The organism is Streptomyces sp. TM32, from assembly GCF_004122755.1.
GTDB lineage: Bacteria > Actinomycetota > Actinomycetes > Streptomycetales > Streptomycetaceae > Streptomyces > Streptomyces sioyaensis.
This window is the reverse complement of the sequence record NZ_SDIG01000005.1, coordinates 14,516-30,612: the sequence shown is the minus strand read 5'-3', so window position 1 is coordinate 30,612 and position 16,097 is coordinate 14,516. Positions and strand designations below refer to the sequence as shown.

Below are 16,097 nucleotides of genomic sequence, written 5' to 3'. Positions count from 1 at the left end.
GTCATCGCCCACCCGGCCCCGGTACCAGCGCCCGGAGGTCCACCGAGTCGCCGAGCGCCTGGAGTCCGGCGTCGCCGGGGTGGAGGTGGTCCCCGCTGTCGTAGGCGGGCAGCAGCCGCTGTGGCTGGTGCGGATCGCGGAGGACGGCGTCGAAGTCCAGCGTCGCGTCGAAGGCGCCGCCGTTGCCGCGTACGAAGGCATTGACGGCCTGGCGGCGGGCCTCGACGGCCGCGGTGCAGTCGCCGTATCCCGCACAGGGCGCGACGGTGGCCACGACCACCCGCAGGCCCCGCTCGTGCGCCCGCCGGGCCAGCGCCCGCAGGGCGGCGACGATGTCCTCCGCGGGGGTTCCCGCGCGCATGTCGTTGATGCCCTCGAACACGACCACCGTCCGCGCCGCGGGCTGTGCCAGCACGTCCCGCTCCAGCCGGTGCCCGGCGCTGACCCCGCCGGTGTCGCCGCTCACCCCGTCGCCCGGATAGCGGTCGGTGACCAGGCGGTTCGCCGAAATGCCGTGGTTGAGCACGCCGTAGCGGGGCAGCGCGTGCTGGGCCCACAGGCGACGGGCCAGCACATCGGGCCAGCGTCGGTTGGCCCCGCCGGTCGACTTCACCCCGTCGGTGATCGAGTCGCCCAGCGCCACGACCGAGCCGGGACCGCCCCCGACGTCGACGCCGGTCAGGAACGGCCAGCTCGTCATCGTCTCCGGGAAGGCCGTGCCCCCGGCGTCCGCGGTGCGGTCCCCGCTGCCCGCCGCGCTCAGATACGACAGCTGGGATGCCTCCTGGTGCACCGGCGCCGCCGTCACCGTCCCCGGCAGATGGAGGCTCACCAGCAGATCGGTGCCGGCCGGCACGGTGAAGTCCACCGGATCGCTGAACGCCTCGGCCCCGGCCGGGAGACGGGTCCCGGTGTGGCCGCCGAAGGTCAGCGGCACCGGAGGGCCGACCGCCGCCGCTCCCGCGCCGCGGACCGCGATACTGGCCGCCGCGATCTCCACCGGCGCGGCGGCGAAGGTGTTGGCGAGCCGTATCCGTGCCCGCGGGCCGCCCGCGCCGCTGTGCACCACCAGCCGGAGCGTACGGTCGGTCCAGGGGCCGACCGCCCGGTAGCCCGCCGTGCTCGCCGCCCAACTCCCGGTCCGGCCGCGCCCGGTGCCCCGCACGGACACCGCGAACACATGCAGCGCACCGGCCGCGGACCGCGTCGGCAGCACCACCGCCCGCACCGCCCGCCCGGCCCGCAGCGGGACGGTCACCGCGTACAACCGCGCCGTCTCGGCCGACTGTCCGCCTGTGGCGTGGTTGAGGTGCGGCAGCGCCACCGCCTTGGTGCTCAGCGGCCCCGATCGCCAGTCGGGCGCGGTGAGTTCGTAGCTGCTGCGCGAGCCGTCCCGGTAGCGGACGGTCCCGGTACCGGTGGCCGCGCCGCCCGTTCCGGCGACCAGGAAGGTGAGCGCGTCGCCCCGGCCGCGCAGCGCGACCTGCTGGCCGTGCGCCACGACATTGTCCGGCGAGCCGGCCGCCGTACGCGGCAGGGTCAGCCGGGCGCCGTCGACCATCAGCACACTCCCGGGCGTCCAGCCGGCCGCCGCCAGGTCCTGCGCGGACAGCGAGCGGCCCGCGCCGTCGAAGTCGGCCGCGCCCGGTCGGAAGTCGTCACTGACCGCCCGGTTGTCGAAGAGCGCCGACAGGGGCAGCGGGCGCGGGGCAGCGGGCGCGGCACGGGCCGGGCCGGCCGCGGTGGACGGCAGCGCCACCGCGGTGAGCAGCAGGGTCAGGGCGGTGGCCGCTCGTCGTACACGCATCGGTCGGTATCCCTCCGGGTGGCGCCAACGGCAGGCGGGAGCAGCGATCCAGCCGGTCCGGCGCGGGGCGGGGCTCCCGTGGACTCCAGCGGATCCGGTGCGGGCGCCCTGAAGTTAGGGACGTGGAGGGGGAGCGTCAAGGTGACGAACGGGCCAGGTCCGCGCCGCGCGCCTGTGGCCCCGGCCACAGGTCGGGTGGGACCCTGCACACCATGAACATGTCTTTCCTGGACAGGTGGCGCAAGCGGCAGCCCGCCCACCCGTCCGTACCGCTCGCCGAGTCGGTGCGGGCCGACCCCGAGAGCGTCGTGGAGCTGCTGTCCGAGTGCGAGCTGCTGCGGGCCCAGGCCGCCAGGGCGGGGGTCGAACTGGACGACTCCGTACGGTCGTTGGAGGCGCTGGACCAGCTCCAGCCGGTCTGGCGGGACGATCCGGAGGTGCTGCCCTGGCTCGGCAACGACGCCGGCCTCTACCTCGGCACGGTGCTGGTCCGCACGGTGCGCGGGGCCGTCTGGCACGTCTGGCCGGACGGGCAGCCGGTGGTCCGGCTGGCGTCCGGCCGGGAGATCGACGTGGTGGCGGCGGGCCATGACTGGGCCGATTCCGGCGCCCCCGAGCTGTCCCAGCTCTATGCCGAGGTCTCCGAGACCTGACGGCCGCGACAGCCGCCGGCCATCACCGCGGCGGACGGCCCCGCGGCCGCCCGGAGAGCGGCCCGCGCCGAGCCCGCGGGAGTTCCCCCGTCACCCTGAATTATCCGCCCATCTCTGCGCATGCGTGCGTGTCAGTGGAGAAGTGCCCCTTTCGCCCCGGTACGTTGCAGGCTCCGCGCTGTACGGATGAGAGTGGGCAGGTCTGCATATGGCCGGTGATGCGCTGATTGAACTGCGCGGGGTCAACAAGCACTACGGAGCACTGCACGTCCTCCAGGACATCGACCTCACCGTCGGCCGCGGGGAGGTGGTCGTGGTCATCGGGCCCTCCGGGGGCGGCAAGTCCACCCTGTGCCGGGCCATCAACCGTCTGGAAACCGTGGAGTCGGGCACCATCACGCTGGACGGCCGGCCGCTGCCCGAAGAGGGCCGGGCGCTGGCCCAGTTGCGTGCCGAGGTCGGCATGGTCTTCCAGTCCTTCAACCTCTTCGCGCACAAGACCGTACTGGCCAATGTGATGCTCGCGCCGATAAAGGTCCGCAAGACGAAGAAGGACGAGGCCGCGCGGCGCGCCCGCGAACTCCTGGACCGGGTCGGGCTCGCCTCCCAGGCCGACAAGTATCCGGCGCAGCTCTCCGGCGGCCAGCAGCAGCGCGTCGCCATCGCCCGCGCACTCGCCATGGAACCCAAGGCGCTGCTCTTCGACGAGCCGACCTCGGCCCTCGACCCGGAGATGATCAATGAGGTGCTGGAAGTCATGCGGCAGCTCGCCCGGGACGGGATGACGATGGTCGTGGTCACCCACGAGATGGGCTTCGCCCGCTCCGCCGCCAACCGCGTGGTGTTCATGGCCGACGGCCGCATCGTCGAGGACCGCACCCCCGAGGACTTCTTCACCGCGCCGCGCAGCGAACGGGCCAAGGACTTCCTCTCCAAGATCCTCAAGCACTAACGGGGGCGCCGCGATGCCGCACCGTCACTCCTCGCCCCTGCGCCGCGCCCTGGTGGCCCTCGTCCTCGCTGTGCTCGCACTGGCCCTCGCCGGCTGCGGCCGGGAGGGCAGCCCGCCGGTCAAGGGCCCCAAGGGCAGCGAACTCCCGCAGTACCCGGTGGCCAAGAACTTCCGGCTGCCCGCCTCCCCGACCTGGGTGAAGGCCAGGCGCCGCGGCCATCTCGTCATCGGCGTCAAGGAGGACCAGCCCTACCTCGGCGAGAAGGACCCGGCCACCGGCCGCTACGCCGGCTTCGACATCGAGATCGCCCGGATGATGTCCGCCGCGCTCGGCTTCCCGCCGCACACCATCGAGTTCAAGACGATCGCCTCCGCCAACCGCGAGACCGCCCTGCAGAACGGCCAGATCGACCTGTACGTCGGCACGTACACCATCAACGACAAACGCAAGAAGCTGGTGGGCTTCGCCGGCCCCTACTACATGGCCGGACAGGCGCTGCTGGTGCGCGCCGACGAGAAGAACATCCACGGCCCCCAGGACCTGGCCGGCAAGCGCGTCTGCTCGGCGGCCGGCTCGACCCCCTACCAGCGCATCCAGACCGAGTACCCCAAGGCGGTCCTGGTCTCCTACGACACCTACTCGGTGTGTGTCGACAACCTGCTCACCTACCAGGTCGCCGCGGTCACGACCGACGACGCGATCCTCCTGGGCTACGCCGCCAAGGTCCCCGACGAACTGAAGGTGGTCGGCAGGCCGTTCTCCAAGGAGCCGTACGGCATCGGCGTCCCCCGCGGCGACACGGCACTACGCCTCGCCCTCGACGACGCCCTCGCCGCCAACGAGAAGAACGGCAACTGGAAAAAGGCCTATGACGCGACCCTCGGCCTGTCCGGAGTGCCCGCGCCCCCGCCGCCCCCGATCGACCGCTACCCGGCGGCCTGAACCCGCCAAGGAACCGACCGATGAACGTGCTTCTCGACAACCTCTCCCTCTACGGGCAGGGCCTGCTGGGTACCGTCGAACTCACCGTCTACGCCTCGCTGCTGGCGCTCGCCCTCGGCTTCCTCATGGCCGCGTTCCGCGTCGCCCCGGTCGGCTCGCTGCGGGCCGTCGGCACGGTGTGGGTGAACGTGCTGCGCAATACGCCGCTGACGCTGCTGTTCTTCGCGGTGGTGCTGGGCCTGCCGCGCTTCGGTCTGGTCCTGCCCTTCAAGCTGTTCGCCGTCCTCGCGCTGGGCTGCTACACCTCGGCCTTCATCTGCGAGGCGGTGCGCTCCGGCATCAACACCGTGCCCACCGGCCAGGGCGAGGCGGCACGCAGCCTGGGGATGTCCTTTCCGCAGACCCTCGGCGACATCGTCCTTCCGCAGGCCTTCCGGTCCGTGATCCCGCCCATCGGCTCCACGCTGATCGCGCTCGCCAAGAACTCCGCGATCGCCGGCGCCTTCAGCGTCGTCGAGCTGCTCGGGGTCTACAAACCCCTCAGCGAGATGGGCTACAGCATCATCTGGACCTTCGTCTGGATCGCCGTCGGCTATCTGCTCGTCACCCTGACCATCAGCGCGATTTTCCACGTGCTGGAGAAGCACTACGGAGCGGCCCGATGACCACCGCCCTCTACGACGTCCCGGGCCCACGGGCCCGGCAGCGGCACCGGCTCTACGGCATCGCCTCGACGGTGGTGATCCTCGCGGTGCTCGGCTGGATCCTGTATCTCCTCTTCGCCACCGGCCAGTTCACCGCGGCGAAGTGGACCCCCTTCACCTACAAGGGAATTCAGGAGCTGCTGCTCATCGGCCTGGGCAACACCCTCCGGGCCTTCGGCTTCGCGGCCGTGCTGTCGCTGGCGTTCGGCGCGGTGTTCGCGACCGGCCGGCTCTCCGCGCACCGGGTCGTCCGCTGGGTGAGCACCCTGGTGGTGGAGTTCTTCCGGGCCATGCCCGTGCTGGTCATGATCTTCTTCATCTATGTGGCGCTGCGGGCGGAGCCGCTGGTCGCCCTGGTGGCCGGGCTGACCCTCTACAACGGCTCGGTGCTCGCGGAGGTCTTCCGCAGCGGCATCAACTCCGTCGACCCCGGCCAGCGGGAGGCCGCCTATGCGCTGGGCATGCGCAAGACGCAGGTCATGACACAGGTCCTGGCGCCGCAGGCGGTCCGGGCGATGCTGCCGGCGATCATCAGCCAGCTGGTGGTCGCCCTGAAGGACACCTCGCTCGGCTACCTCATCACCTACGAGGAATTCCTGCACGCCGGCAAGCTCATCGCCTCCAACCTCGACTACGGCCTGCCGTTCATCCCCGTCGTCATGATCATCTCGCCGATCTACATCGGGATGTGCATGCTGCTGTCCTGGCTGGCCAACTGGGTCGCCAAGCGCCAGCGCCGCAACCCCAAGGTCGAGGCCGTCGAGGTGGCCGCCCCCGAGCCGGGCACCCTGTTGCCGGGAGGCCCCGCCCGCCGTCGGCCTGATCCAAACGACAGACCCTAGGGGCGGGCGCACATGATCGCCCGCCCTCGCCGTAGGGAACGTCCTGGGCCCTCTCCGACGGGACGGGGTCGGAAAGGCCCTGGTGACGCCTAGTCGCGCACCGGCACCGACACATACGACGGATCGTCCTCCGGGGAGGAGAACGTCAGCCGGGCGCCGCTGGGGTTGTGCTCGATGTACAGCGGGTCGACGGTGTCCACGACGACCGCGAGCCGGTGGCCGGCCGGTACGTCGTAGGCCGTGGAGAACAGATCCAGGTCCACGCCGAAGGGCTGGTTCGGGGTCTTGCCGTGGAAGGTGTACGGCGCGTGGGTGACCAGCTTGCCGATGCCGAGCGGGCCCACGTCGTAGAGGTAGGCGATGGCGGTGCCGCTCTCCGCGGTGCTGCTGAGCGTGGTGTGCAGCCGTGTGGTGCCGCGGACGCGCTGCCCGCTCGCATAGCGCTCGGACTGCCAGACGGCGGCCACCGAGCGCGGCAGCAGCGGGATCGAGGCGATCGGGGGCAGCCGGAAGAACTGGTCCATCATGCTGGAGAGGATGACCAGCCCGCCGTCGGCGCCGGAGTCCCAGTTGGTGTGGAGCTGCTTGCTGCCGTCGAGTGCGATCCGTCGCTGCCCGGACGGCACGTCCTTCCAGCTCTTGTAGCCCTCGTACGCGCCGGTGGAACGGGACTTGAGCAGCACCGGCGACTCCCGGTCGACGCCGTTGTCCGCGCCCTTGAGGTAGTGGTCGAACCACCGCTGGGTGTCGGTCCAGGTGTCGTTGGGCAGCCCGAGCAGTCCGAGGCCTTCGGCCGTGGCATGGTCGCCGGGGCGGAATTCCAGCCGCTTGGGGCCGGTCAGCTTCTCGTAGAAGTCGGCGGTCTGGTTGGGCGGGAAGATCGAATCGCCCCAGGCGTTGCCCAGCATGACGGCGGTGCCATTGGCGTTGATCTTGTCGAGATAGGTGGCGGGGGAGCGCTTGCGCCCCCACGCGATCAGGTCCTGTTCCTTGTCCAGGCTCGAGGCCAGGAAGTCCTTCATGATCGTGCGGAATTCGGGGCTGGGACGTCCGGTCAGCTCACCCGTGCCGCCCAGGAACGCCGCGGCCTGCCGGTGCTCGGTGCGGCCGCTGTAGATCGAGGCGACCAGGTCGGCCCAGCCGCTGAGCGCCGCAACCACCTTGATCCGCTTGTCCGACGCGGAGGCCAGCAGGCTGATCCCGGCACCGTAGGAGACCCCGGCCATACCGACCTTCCGCGGATCGGCCGGGGTGTGGGCCAGGGTCCAGTCGATGACCTTCGAGGCGTCGGCGACGTCCTTCGGGCCGGCGGTGTCGATCTCCCCGCCGGACTGCCAGAACCCGCGCGTGTTGTACCCGACGACCACATAGCCCTTGTCGGCCAGCTTCTTTGCCTGCGCCATGTATTCGATCTGCGGCGTCGCCCAGCTGGTGGGCAGCACGATGACCGGGTACCGCCGGGTGCCGTCCGCATCGGACGGAGTGAAGACATTCGCCTTGAGCGTGACCCCGCCGTCGCCCTCGATGTCGACGAACCGCACCGGGGCCGAGCTGCCCGATGACGCGGTGGCGGGGGCCGATTGCGGCGTGGCCGCCTGCGCCGGTGCGACGGTGAGAACCGTGGTGGCCAGCAGCGTTGCCGCAACGGTGCCGACCGCGGCGCGCTGGGTCGTACGGGAGGACCTCATCTTCTCTCCACATCTCGAAGCGGGCCGGCCGCACGCTGTCACGGGACAGGAGGGGGCGTACGACGGGCCCGAGTTGACTGGAGAGTAAGGTCCGCCCCTTACCTCTGGTAACCCATCGGTAGGTTACGGCTGGGTAACACCCTTGGGGTGGACGGGAGTCGGGAGCACGGAGAGGGGCGGAGGTGCGGGGGAGGATGGTGCCGACAGATGTGCCGTCCGATGCGCTGGCCGAACTGCCGACGGAGGCGCCGACCGAAGGAGGGATGCGGTGCCCCAGACACCGTTCGACGAGAGCGAGCGCCTGGTGTGGGCGGGGAACGCGGCGGCGTACGAGGCCGGATTCGCCAAGTTGTGTGCCCACCCGGTGCCGCGGCTGCTGGACGCCGCGCGGGTGGGCGCCGGCACCCGGGTACTGGATGCCGGGACGGGGACCGGCTCGGCCGCCGCGGCCGCCGGCGCGCGCGGGGCACGGGTGGCCGCCGTGGACGCCGAGCCCGACATGGCGCGGCGCGCCGCGCGGTCGGTGCCCGGCGCCCGTGTCCTGGTCGCCGCGCTTCCACAACTCCCCTTCATGGACGGGCACTTCGACGCCGTCGTCGGCAACTTCGTACTCAACCACGTCGGACGGCCGCGGGCGGCCCTCGACGAGCTGCGCCGGGTGACGCGGCCGGGCGGCCGGATCGCGCTGACGGTCTGGGCGGCCCCCGCCGCACCGGGGCAGGCCCTGCTCGGCCGTGCCGTGGAGGCCGCCGGGGTGGCCCGGCCGCCGTCGCTGCCCACGCTCGCCCCGGAGGAGGACTTCCCGCGCACCCCCGACGGCCTCGCCGGTCTGCTGCGGGGTGCGGGCCTGGCGGAGGCGGAGTGTGTGCCGCTCTCCTGGGACCACCGCACGACACCGCAGGAGTGGTGGAGCGGACCGGCGGCCGGAGTGGCGACCATCGGCCGGACCGTGCTCAGTCAGGGGCCGGCCGCGACCGAGCGCATCCGCCGCCACTTCGAGGCGCTGGCACGGGAGTTCACCGACGACGACGGTGCTCTGGTGCTGCCGCACACGGCGCTGCTGGCGTCCGGACGGGTGGCCGGACAGCGGGGCGCTGTCCGGCGGCGGTTCACGCCAGGACCCCGGGCGGACCCGCCGCGGCGTCGGCCGGCAGGGAGCGGAGGAACTTCTCCAGAGCGGCGTTGAACTCGTCCGGCCGCTCCAGATTCGGCAGATGGGCCGCCCGTTCGACGAGGACCAGCCGGGCATCCGGCATCCGGGCCCGGATCGCGCGGGCATCGCTCACGGGCGTGTACGTGTCCTCCGTGCCGACCACCACCAGCGCCGGCACCGCCATCCGCGACAACTGCGCGGTGTAGTCCGGGCGTTCGGCCCGGCCGCGCAGGGCGGCAGCCGCCCCCTCGGGGTCCGTGGACGTCATCATCTGCAGGACGTGCGCGGCGACGTCCGGCCGGGCGTCGAGGTGGTGCGGTGCCACCATCTTGTCCAGCACCTCGTGGGCGTAGCCGGCCATGCCCTCGCGGAGCAGGCGCTCCGCCATGTCGTGGCGCGCGGCCCGGCCCGCTGCGGTGTCCGCCGCGGCGAAGGTGTCGGCGAGCACCACGGCCCGGATCCGCTCCGGGAAGAGCCGCCAGCACTCCATGACGATCTGGCCGCCCATGGACAGACCGCCGAGGACGCAGCGCTCGATCCCGAGATGGTCGAGCAGGGCGAGGAGGTCGCGCGCGAACGTCTCCAGCGGGGTGGTGCCGGGAACGACGGTGCTCTCCCCGTAGCCCCGGAGATCCGGCGCGATCACCCGCCATCCGGCCCGGCTGAGGTGCGCGATCTGCGGGCGCCACATGGACCGGTTGAAGGGGTGGCCGTGCACCAGGACCAATGGCTCACCGCTCCCCACGTCCTCGTAGCCCACGGTGATCTCGGTGCGGAAGAACGGTCCCACGGAAATGCCCCCTCTGCTGTGGCTTGACGTCTCGATGCTATGAGGTGCAATCTCTCGGCACAATGAAAACATTGCACTCGGTGCAATAAGGGAGAACGCGGGGAGTGAGTCATGGACGACTACCGGGCGCTGGCCGACGCGCTCGCGGCCGATATCGCGGCGGGCCGGCTCCGCCCCGGGGAGAAGCTGCTGCCGCTGCGCCGGTTCGCCCGCCAGCGGCAGATCGCCGACTCGACGGCGGCCCGGGTGTACCGGGAGCTGAACCGGCGCGGTCTGACGGTGGGCGAGGTCGGCCGCGGCACCTTCGTCCGCTCCGCCGCGCCCTCGGCGGAGCCCGCCCTGGCCGAGCCGGGCCGGGCCCGGGTCGACCTGGAAATGAACTTCCCCGTCCTGCCCGAGCAGCCGGCACTCCTCGCCAGAAGCCTCGAAGGGTTGCTGCGGCCCGACGCCCTGGCCGCCGCGCTGCCTCCGGTGGGCGCCGCGGGCACGGCCGCCGCCCGGCAGGCCGCGGCCGGCCACCTCGCCCGGGCGGGCTGGGCGCCGGACCCCGGCCGGCTGCTCTTCGCGGGCAACGGCCGGCAGGCGCTGGCCGCCGCCATCGCCGCACTGGTCCCGGCCGGTGAGCGCCTCGGTGTCGAGGCGCTCACCTACCCCGTGGTGAAGGGCCTCGCGGCCCGCCTCGGCGTCACCCTCGTCCCGCTCGCCATGGACGAGGACGGGCTGACCCCCGAGGCGCTGCGCACCGCCGCCCCGCTGCGGGCCGTCTACCTCCAGCCGGCCCTGCACAACCCGCTGGGCATCACCATGTCCGGCCACCGGCGCGAAGAACTCACCTCTGTGCTGCGGGAGTTGGACCTGTACGCGATCGAGGACGCCATCTACGGATTCCTCCGCGACGACCTGCCGCCCCTGGCGGCACTGGCCCCGGAGCGCACCCTGGTCGTCGACAGCCTGTCCAAACGGCTCGCCCCCGGACTGTCCCTGGGATTCCTCACCGTGCCCGCGGGCCAGGTACCGGGCGTCGCGACGGCCCTCCGGTCGGGCACCTGGACGGCGTCCCGCTTCGCGCTCGACGCGGCCACCCGCTGGATGGCCGACGGCACCGCGGCAACGATCGAAGCGGCGAAGCGCAGCGACGCCGCGGCCCGCGGGCGCCTCGTCGCCGACAACCTCGCCGGCTTCCGGGTCCGCGCCGATCCGCACGCGTACCACTGCTGGTGGGAGTTGCCGGAGCCCTGGCGGGCCGACACCTTCGTCGCCGCCGCCGCGCGCCGCCAGATCGCCGTCACGCCGGCAGGCGCCTTTGCCGTCGGCCCGGCCCACGCCCCCAACGCCGTGCGGCTGGCGCTCGGCTCACCGCCCCTGGACGCCCTGGCCGAGGCGCTCGCCGTCCTGGCCGGGCTGGCGCAGGGGGCGCCGGAGGACACCGCGCCGGAGTGAGCGGGCCCGGGCCGGCCGGGGCCCGGGTCGCCTGCGGCTCAGGTGCCGCTCATCAGCTCGCCGTATCCGGTGCGCAGATCGTCCGCGTTCATCACCGGTTGCAGCGAGACCTTCGCGTGCAGGTCCATGAAGAACGATTCGAGGAGCGTCGGCATCTGCCAGGACTCCTGCATGTCGAAGTAGAAGAAGGCGGTCTGCTCGCCGTCGTCGAGGGTGAAGTAGGCCGCCTCCGGCTTCAGGGCGGCGAGGGCCGACTCCATGACCTTCGGCAGACGGCCGCTGCGGATCACTTCGTTCCGTGCCTGGATGGGTATGCGGGCCTTCAGAACCATCCTCATCGGGCTCACTCCTCGCGTTGATCGCGTGGGGCGGGTGGAGCGCGGCGGTGAACCGGGAGGTCGGGCGCTCGGCGGGTACGCGGGAAGCCCCGCGGCGCACCGCTCGTTCATCTGTGTCGCTGTCTGCTCTCAGGATCTCACGGTCCGGCTGCGGCGGGCAGCTCCGGCGGCCGGTGACGGAGGACGCTCAGGAGCCGGTCAGCAGGTGCTCGGGGCGTCCACCGGGAGGGACCTCCTCGGCCGCCGGTACCGGGCCGGGCGGGGTGCCGTCGCCGAACGGCCGGCCGCCCAACTCCTCGCGGTGGTGCGGCAGCAGCCAGCCGGAGAGGTCCGGCCCCACGGGGACGATGCCGGTCGGGTTGATGCCGGCGTGCACCCGGTAGTAGTGCTGCTTGATGTGGTGGAAGTCGACGGTGTCGCCGAAGCCGGGCGTCTGGAAGAGGTCCCGGGCGTAGGCCCACAGCACCCGGTCCTCGGCCAGCTTGAACCCGTTGCACTTGAAGTGGCCGTGGTAGACGGCGTCGAAGCGGACCAGGGTCGTGAACAGCCGGATGTCGGCCTCCGTGATCGTGTCGCCCACGAGATAGCGCTGGTCGGCCAGCCGCCCGGACAGCAGCTCCAGGCGCCGGAAAAGATCGCGGAAGGCCGCCTCGTACTCGCCCTGCCCGGTGGCGAAACCGGCCCGGTACACGCCGTTGTTGACGTCCCGGTAGACGCCCGCCATGACGACGTCGATCTCCTCGCGCAGCGGCTCCGGATACAGCTCGGGTGCGCCGGGCCGGTGCAGCGCCGTCCACTCCGTCGCGAGGTCCAGGGTGATCTGCTGGAAGTCGTTGGTGACGAGCTGCCCGCTGGGGACGTCGACGATGGCGGGGACGCTGACGCCGCCCGGGTAGTCCGTCTCGCGGGCGTCGTAGGCCTCACGGAGGAAGCGGATGCCGAGGACGGGGTCGCGGCCGTCGGGGTCCAGGGTGAACCGCCAGCTGCGGTCGTCCTGGATCGGGTCGGTGACGGCGAGCGAGAGCGCGTCCTCCAGGCCGAGCAGTCGCCGGGAGATGACGGCGCGGCTCGCCCAGGGGCAGGCGCGGCTGGCCACCAGCCGGTAGCGGCCGGCCTCGACCGGCCAGCCGTCCCTGCCGTCCGCGGTGATGCGGTCCGCGAAGTGGCTCCTGGAGCGCTTGAACGGCTTGCTGCCGTAGCCGGTGTTGCCGTCCGCCGAGTCGTCCGCGGGGGCACCGTCGCTGCTGGGGTGGGACATCACCGACTCCTTCCGTCGCGCTTGCCGGCGTCCTCATGGCGAGCCTTCCCGTACCGGCGCGGATATCCCGCCTCAGCCGAGGCGGGTGAGATCGGGCCGCAGCCGGTGCCAGATCGGGTGCCGCAGCCGGCCGGCCGACGTCCAGCCGCTGAAGGCGACCTCGGCGACGAGCCGGGGCTCGGCGAAGTGCGCCCCCGCGACGTCCACGGGGTTGAGGAACGGCGACCGGTCGAGCGGAATGACGCCCAGGTACTGCGCCAGCTCCTGGCGCTCCCGTGCGGACAGCCCCGAACCGACGGACCCGACATAGCGCAGCCCCGCGGGCTCCGCCAGGCCCGCCAGGACCGAACCGGGCAGCCCGGCCAGCGCGCCGTGGCCCTCCGTCCAGCCCCCGATGATCACGTCGAGGGTCTGCAGATGCTTCGTCTTGCGCCACTCGGGTGACCGGATGCCCGGCAGGTACGCGGAGGTCAGCCGCTTGGCCACCACCCCTTCCAGACCGCCTTGCAGCGAGGCCTCCCACGCCTGCTGGGCGTGGCCCTCCACATACGCGGGCGCCGACCAGTTCGGGCCGCGCAGCCCCAGCCCGGACAGAATCGACCGGCGCTCGTAATACGGCGCGGCCATCAGCGAGCCGGCCAGATACATCAGGTCGAAGAGGACCAGGTGCACCGGGTACTCCATCGCCAGGCGGGCGGTGCGCCGCGGATTGACCACGCCCATGCGGCGCTGCAACAGCCCGAAGTCGGGCCGTCCGCGGGCGTCCAGCACCACCACCTCCCCGTCGAGCACCGCGGGCCGGCCGCGCAGCTGCGCACCGAGCGGGCCCAGTTCCGGGTAGGTCGCGGTCGCGTCGTTGCCCGCCCGGGTGATCAGGCGGATCGTCCCGTCGCCCGGGGCGTTGACGATGCAGCGTGCGCCGTCCCATTTGGCCTCGAAGGCCCAGGCCGTCTCGTCGTCCGCGGCAGGCAGCGGGCCGACCGTGGCCAGCATCGGCCGGATCACGGGGTACGGGGCCGAGCCGTGCTCGGCGGTGGGGCCCATGGTTCGATGATCGCGGGATACCGGGGCGTCCGCAGATCGGAAGGGGGGCGGCCTGCCCTACCGCCGGCCCCCGCCGGCCCCTGCCCCGCCCTTGGGGAGCTGCTCCTCGCCCTCCGTGTTCACATGCGGCAGGATCCGGTCCAGCCACCGGGGCGTCCACCAGGCCGCCGGGCCCAGCAGCGTCAGCGTCGCGGGCACCAGCAGCAGCCGGACCACGGTGGCGTCGATCAGTACGCTCACGGCCAGACCGAGGCCCAGCATCTTCACCACGATGTTGTCGCTGACGAGGAACGCGGCGAACACGCTCACCATGATCAGCGCGGCACAGGTGATCACCCGGGCGGTGATCTCCAGCGCATGCGCCACGCTCGCCCTGGCATCGCCGGTCCGCAGCCATGCCTCGTGCACCCGCGACAGCAGAAAGATCTCGTAGTCCATGCTCAGCCCGAAGACGATCGCGAACATCATCATCGGGACGTAGCTCTCGATGGGCACCGTGCCCGAGACCCCGAGCGCCGGACCGCCCCAGCCCCACTGGAAGACCGCCACCACCACCCCGTACGAGGCGGCGATCGACAGGACGTTGAGCACCGCCGCCTTCACCGCCACCAGCAGGCCCCGGAAGACGGTCAGGATCAGCACGAACGCGAGGGCGACCACCACGGCGATGATCAGCGGCAGCCGGCTGGCGACGATGTCCAGGAAGTCGACCTGGCCGGCGGTCGTGCCCGTCACGTAGCCGTGCGCGGCGGTGCCCCGGACGGCCTGCGGCAGGACGTCGCGCTCCAGGCGCTTGACCAGGTCGGTGGTGACCGCGTTCTGCGGGGCCTGGGTGGAGTACGCGGTGCCGGTGAGCACCTCGCCGTCCGGGGTGGCCTTCAGCGGGGTGATGAAGGCCGCGCCCGGGACATCGGTGAGCGCCTTGTGGGCCTGCGAGGCGAGCATCGGTCGGTCCGCCCGCGGCACGGCCGACTCGTCGATCACCAGGGTCAGCGGGCCGTTGGAGCCGGGGCCGAACGCCGAGGACATCAGGTCGAAGGCCCGCCGGTCGGTGAACGACTTCGGGTCGGCGCCGTCGCCGATGTGCCCGAGCTGGATCGAGAACACCGGCAGCGCCAGGACGACCACCACCAGCACCCCGGACGCCAGATACCACCACGGGCGGCGCTCCACCCGCTGGGCGTACCGGTGCCAGGTACCACGCGCCTCCTCACCCGGTGCGGCGTCGGTCTCGGCGATCGGGCGGCGGACGTGCAGCCGGTCGATCCGGCGCCCGATCAGCCCGAGCAGCGCCGGGACCAGGGTGAGGGCGCCGAGCACCGCGGAGACCACGGTGAGGGCGGCCGCCACCCCGAGTTTGCCGATGAAGGAGAGCTGGGAGACCCACAGCCCCATCAGCGCGATGATCACGGTGCAGCCGGACACCAGCACCGCCCGGCCGCTGGTGGCCACGGCCCGGCCCGCGGCGGTGACCGGGTCCGCACCGTCCATCACGTTCTGACGGTGCCGGGTGAGCAGGAACAGCGCATAGTCGATGCCGACGCCGAGGCCGATCATCGTGGCCAGCGTGGGGGAGACGCTGGCGAAGACGAAGACGGCGGCCAGCAGCCCCAGACAGGCCACCCCGCACAGGGCGCCGATCAGCGCGGTCAGCAGCGGCACCCCGGCCGCCAGCACACTCCCGAAGCCGACCAGCAGCACCAGGATCGCCACCGCGAAGCCGATGATCTCGCTGAGCCGGTCGTTGGGCTCCGGCCGGGCCAGCTCGCCCAGCGGCCCGCCGTACTCCACCTCCACGCCCGCCGAGCGCAGCGGCTCGACCGCCGCGTCGACACCGTCGAGATAGTCGGGGTTCAGGGTGGACGGCTGCACGCTGAAGCGCACCGTGATGTACGCGGTCCGGCCGTCGGTGGACAGCGGGCCGACGTTCGGGGTGCCGGGCGGCGGCTTGGCGGGCGGTGCGCCGGGCGCGGGCAGCGGGTTCTGCGCGGAGAGCACCTCCGGCAGTTTGCCGAGGGCGGTGACGGCGCCGTCGATCTGGCCGCGGAACCCGGTCAGCGGCCGGGACGCGTCGTGCAGCACGACCTGGCTGCTGTAGCCGCCGGCCTTCGGCTCGTGCTTCTTGAGCACATCGCGGCCCTGCGTGGACTGGACGCCGGGCAGCGCGAAGTCGTCGGAGTACTCGCCGCCGTACGCGTGCTGCAACACCTGGAGCCCGACCAGGGCGGCCAGCCACAGCACGATGACCACGACGAAATGGCGGGCGCACCACTCCCCGATGCGGCGCAGCGCCCCCCGGGGACGGGGGGTGCCGGACGCGGGGACGCTCGGGGTCTTCGGCAACGACATTGCGTGCTCCCGACGAGGGCCGGCCCTCCTGGCACATGCGGACAGTCAGCATTCAACGGCGGTCCGGCCGCCGCGGCATGTCCACCGGGGATCCGGGTGTCGGCCGGACGGGTGCACGGTGGTGCGGGGGGCCGCC

The 16,097-nt window shown here is 72.4% G+C and carries 14 protein-coding genes; 7 read left to right on the top strand and 7 right to left on the bottom strand.

Annotated elements, in window-relative coordinates:
• Position 1 precedes the first annotated feature (1 nt).
• Positions 2-1,807, bottom strand: a complete 1,806-nt coding sequence (locus EST92_RS02250; RefSeq protein WP_129279299.1) for an SGNH/GDSL hydrolase family protein — start codon at positions 1,805-1,807, stop codon at positions 2-4.
• Between the two features lie 212 nt (positions 1,808-2,019).
• On the opposite strand from EST92_RS02250, the gene EST92_RS02245 reads away from it, so the two are divergent.
• From EST92_RS02245 to EST92_RS02225, 5 genes are all read left to right on the top strand, one after another.
• On the top strand, positions 2,020-2,460 hold the full coding sequence (locus EST92_RS02245) for a DUF6278 family protein (protein WP_129279298.1): 441 nt from the start codon (positions 2,020-2,022) through the stop codon (positions 2,458-2,460).
• A 208-nt stretch (positions 2,461-2,668) separates the two neighbouring features.
• A complete protein-coding gene (locus EST92_RS02240) occupies positions 2,669-3,412 on the top strand; it encodes an amino acid ABC transporter ATP-binding protein (RefSeq protein WP_129279297.1) in 744 nt (247 codons plus the stop codon).
• Positions 3,413-3,425: 13 nt separating this feature from the next.
• On the top strand, positions 3,426-4,355 hold the full coding sequence (locus EST92_RS02235; protein WP_129279296.1) for a glutamate ABC transporter substrate-binding protein: 930 nt from the start codon (positions 3,426-3,428) through the stop codon (positions 4,353-4,355).
• A 20-nt stretch (positions 4,356-4,375) separates the two neighbouring features.
• Positions 4,376-5,020 (top strand): amino acid ABC transporter permease, encoded by a 645-nt coding sequence (locus EST92_RS02230; RefSeq protein WP_129279295.1) that lies wholly within the window; start codon positions 4,376-4,378, stop codon positions 5,018-5,020.
• Positions 5,017-5,901 carry an amino acid ABC transporter permease gene (locus tag EST92_RS02225; protein WP_129279294.1) on the top strand — a complete coding sequence of 295 codons (885 nt, stop codon included), beginning with the start codon at positions 5,017-5,019 and terminating at the stop codon, positions 5,899-5,901. The genes EST92_RS02230 and EST92_RS02225 overlap by 4 nt, the downstream gene beginning before the upstream one ends.
• A gap of 89 nt (positions 5,902-5,990) precedes the next feature.
• On the opposite strand, the gene EST92_RS02220 is transcribed toward EST92_RS02225, so the two are convergent.
• Positions 5,991-7,589 carry a CocE/NonD family hydrolase gene (locus EST92_RS02220; RefSeq protein ID WP_129279293.1) on the bottom strand — a complete coding sequence of 533 codons (1,599 nt, stop codon included), beginning with the start codon at positions 7,587-7,589 and terminating at the stop codon, positions 5,991-5,993.
• A gap of 268 nt (positions 7,590-7,857) precedes the next feature.
• Between EST92_RS02220 and EST92_RS02215 the strand changes: the two genes are divergently transcribed.
• Positions 7,858-8,775, top strand: coding sequence for a class I SAM-dependent methyltransferase (locus EST92_RS02215; RefSeq protein ID WP_129279292.1), 918 nt, complete (start codon positions 7,858-7,860; stop codon positions 8,773-8,775).
• Here the strand turns inward: EST92_RS02215 and EST92_RS02210 are convergent.
• Positions 8,699-9,532: an alpha/beta fold hydrolase gene (locus tag EST92_RS02210; RefSeq protein ID WP_129279291.1), complete on the bottom strand. Its 834-nt coding sequence runs from the start codon at positions 9,530-9,532 to the stop codon at positions 8,699-8,701. The genes EST92_RS02215 and EST92_RS02210 overlap by 77 nt on opposite strands.
• A 111-nt stretch (positions 9,533-9,643) precedes the next feature.
• Here EST92_RS02210 and EST92_RS02205 point away from each other — a divergent pair, with 111 nt between their 5' ends.
• Complete coding sequence (locus tag EST92_RS02205) at positions 9,644-10,972, top strand: PLP-dependent aminotransferase family protein (protein ID WP_129279290.1); 1,329 nt, start codon at positions 9,644-9,646, stop codon at positions 10,970-10,972.
• A 38-nt stretch (positions 10,973-11,010) separates the two neighbouring features.
• Here EST92_RS02205 and EST92_RS02200 read toward each other — a convergent pair whose 3' ends face one another.
• The 4 genes from EST92_RS02200 to EST92_RS02185 form a co-directional block, all read right to left on the bottom strand.
• Positions 11,011-11,310 (bottom strand): hypothetical protein, encoded by a 300-nt coding sequence (locus tag EST92_RS02200; RefSeq protein WP_129279289.1) that lies wholly within the window; start codon positions 11,308-11,310, stop codon positions 11,011-11,013.
• A gap of 187 nt (positions 11,311-11,497) precedes the next feature.
• Positions 11,498-12,568 (bottom strand): glutathione S-transferase C-terminal domain-containing protein, encoded by a 1,071-nt coding sequence (locus EST92_RS02195; RefSeq protein WP_129279288.1) that lies wholly within the window; start codon positions 12,566-12,568, stop codon positions 11,498-11,500.
• A gap of 72 nt (positions 12,569-12,640) precedes the next feature.
• A complete protein-coding gene (ligD, locus tag EST92_RS02190) occupies positions 12,641-13,612 on the bottom strand; it encodes a non-homologous end-joining DNA ligase (protein WP_129279287.1) in 972 nt (323 codons plus the stop codon).
• Between the two features lie 57 nt (positions 13,613-13,669).
• A complete protein-coding gene (locus tag EST92_RS02185; protein ID WP_129279286.1) occupies positions 13,670-15,961 on the bottom strand; it encodes an MMPL family transporter in 2,292 nt (763 codons plus the stop codon).
• Between the last annotated feature and the right edge of the window lie 136 nt (positions 15,962-16,097).

Bases quoted from the DNA above. Each gene is read 5' to 3' on its own strand.
- EST92_RS02250 (WP_129279299.1), bottom strand. From the start codon at position 1,807: ATGCGTGTACGACGAGCGGCCACCGCCCTGACCCTGCTGCTCACCGCG.
- EST92_RS02245 (WP_129279298.1), top strand. From the start codon at position 2,020: ATGAACATGTCTTTCCTGGACAGGTGGCGCAAGCGGCAGCCCGCCCAC.
- EST92_RS02240 (WP_129279297.1), top strand. From the start codon at position 2,669: ATGGCCGGTGATGCGCTGATTGAACTGCGCGGGGTCAACAAGCACTAC.
- EST92_RS02235 (WP_129279296.1), top strand. From the start codon at position 3,426: ATGCCGCACCGTCACTCCTCGCCCCTGCGCCGCGCCCTGGTGGCCCTC.
- EST92_RS02230 (WP_129279295.1), top strand. From the start codon at position 4,376: ATGAACGTGCTTCTCGACAACCTCTCCCTCTACGGGCAGGGCCTGCTG.
- EST92_RS02225 (WP_129279294.1), top strand. From the start codon at position 5,017: ATGACCACCGCCCTCTACGACGTCCCGGGCCCACGGGCCCGGCAGCGG.
- EST92_RS02220 (WP_129279293.1), bottom strand. From the start codon at position 7,589: ATGAGGTCCTCCCGTACGACCCAGCGCGCCGCGGTCGGCACCGTTGCG.
- EST92_RS02205 (WP_129279290.1), top strand. From the start codon at position 9,644: ATGGACGACTACCGGGCGCTGGCCGACGCGCTCGCGGCCGATATCGCG.
- EST92_RS02200 (WP_129279289.1), bottom strand. From the start codon at position 11,310: ATGAGGATGGTTCTGAAGGCCCGCATACCCATCCAGGCACGGAACGAA.
- EST92_RS02195 (WP_129279288.1), bottom strand. From the start codon at position 12,568: ATGTCCCACCCCAGCAGCGACGGTGCCCCCGCGGACGACTCGGCGGAC.
- ligD (WP_129279287.1), bottom strand. From the start codon at position 13,612: ATGGGCCCCACCGCCGAGCACGGCTCGGCCCCGTACCCCGTGATCCGG.
- EST92_RS02185 (WP_129279286.1), bottom strand. From the start codon at position 15,961: ATGTCGTTGCCGAAGACCCCGAGCGTCCCCGCGTCCGGCACCCCCCGT.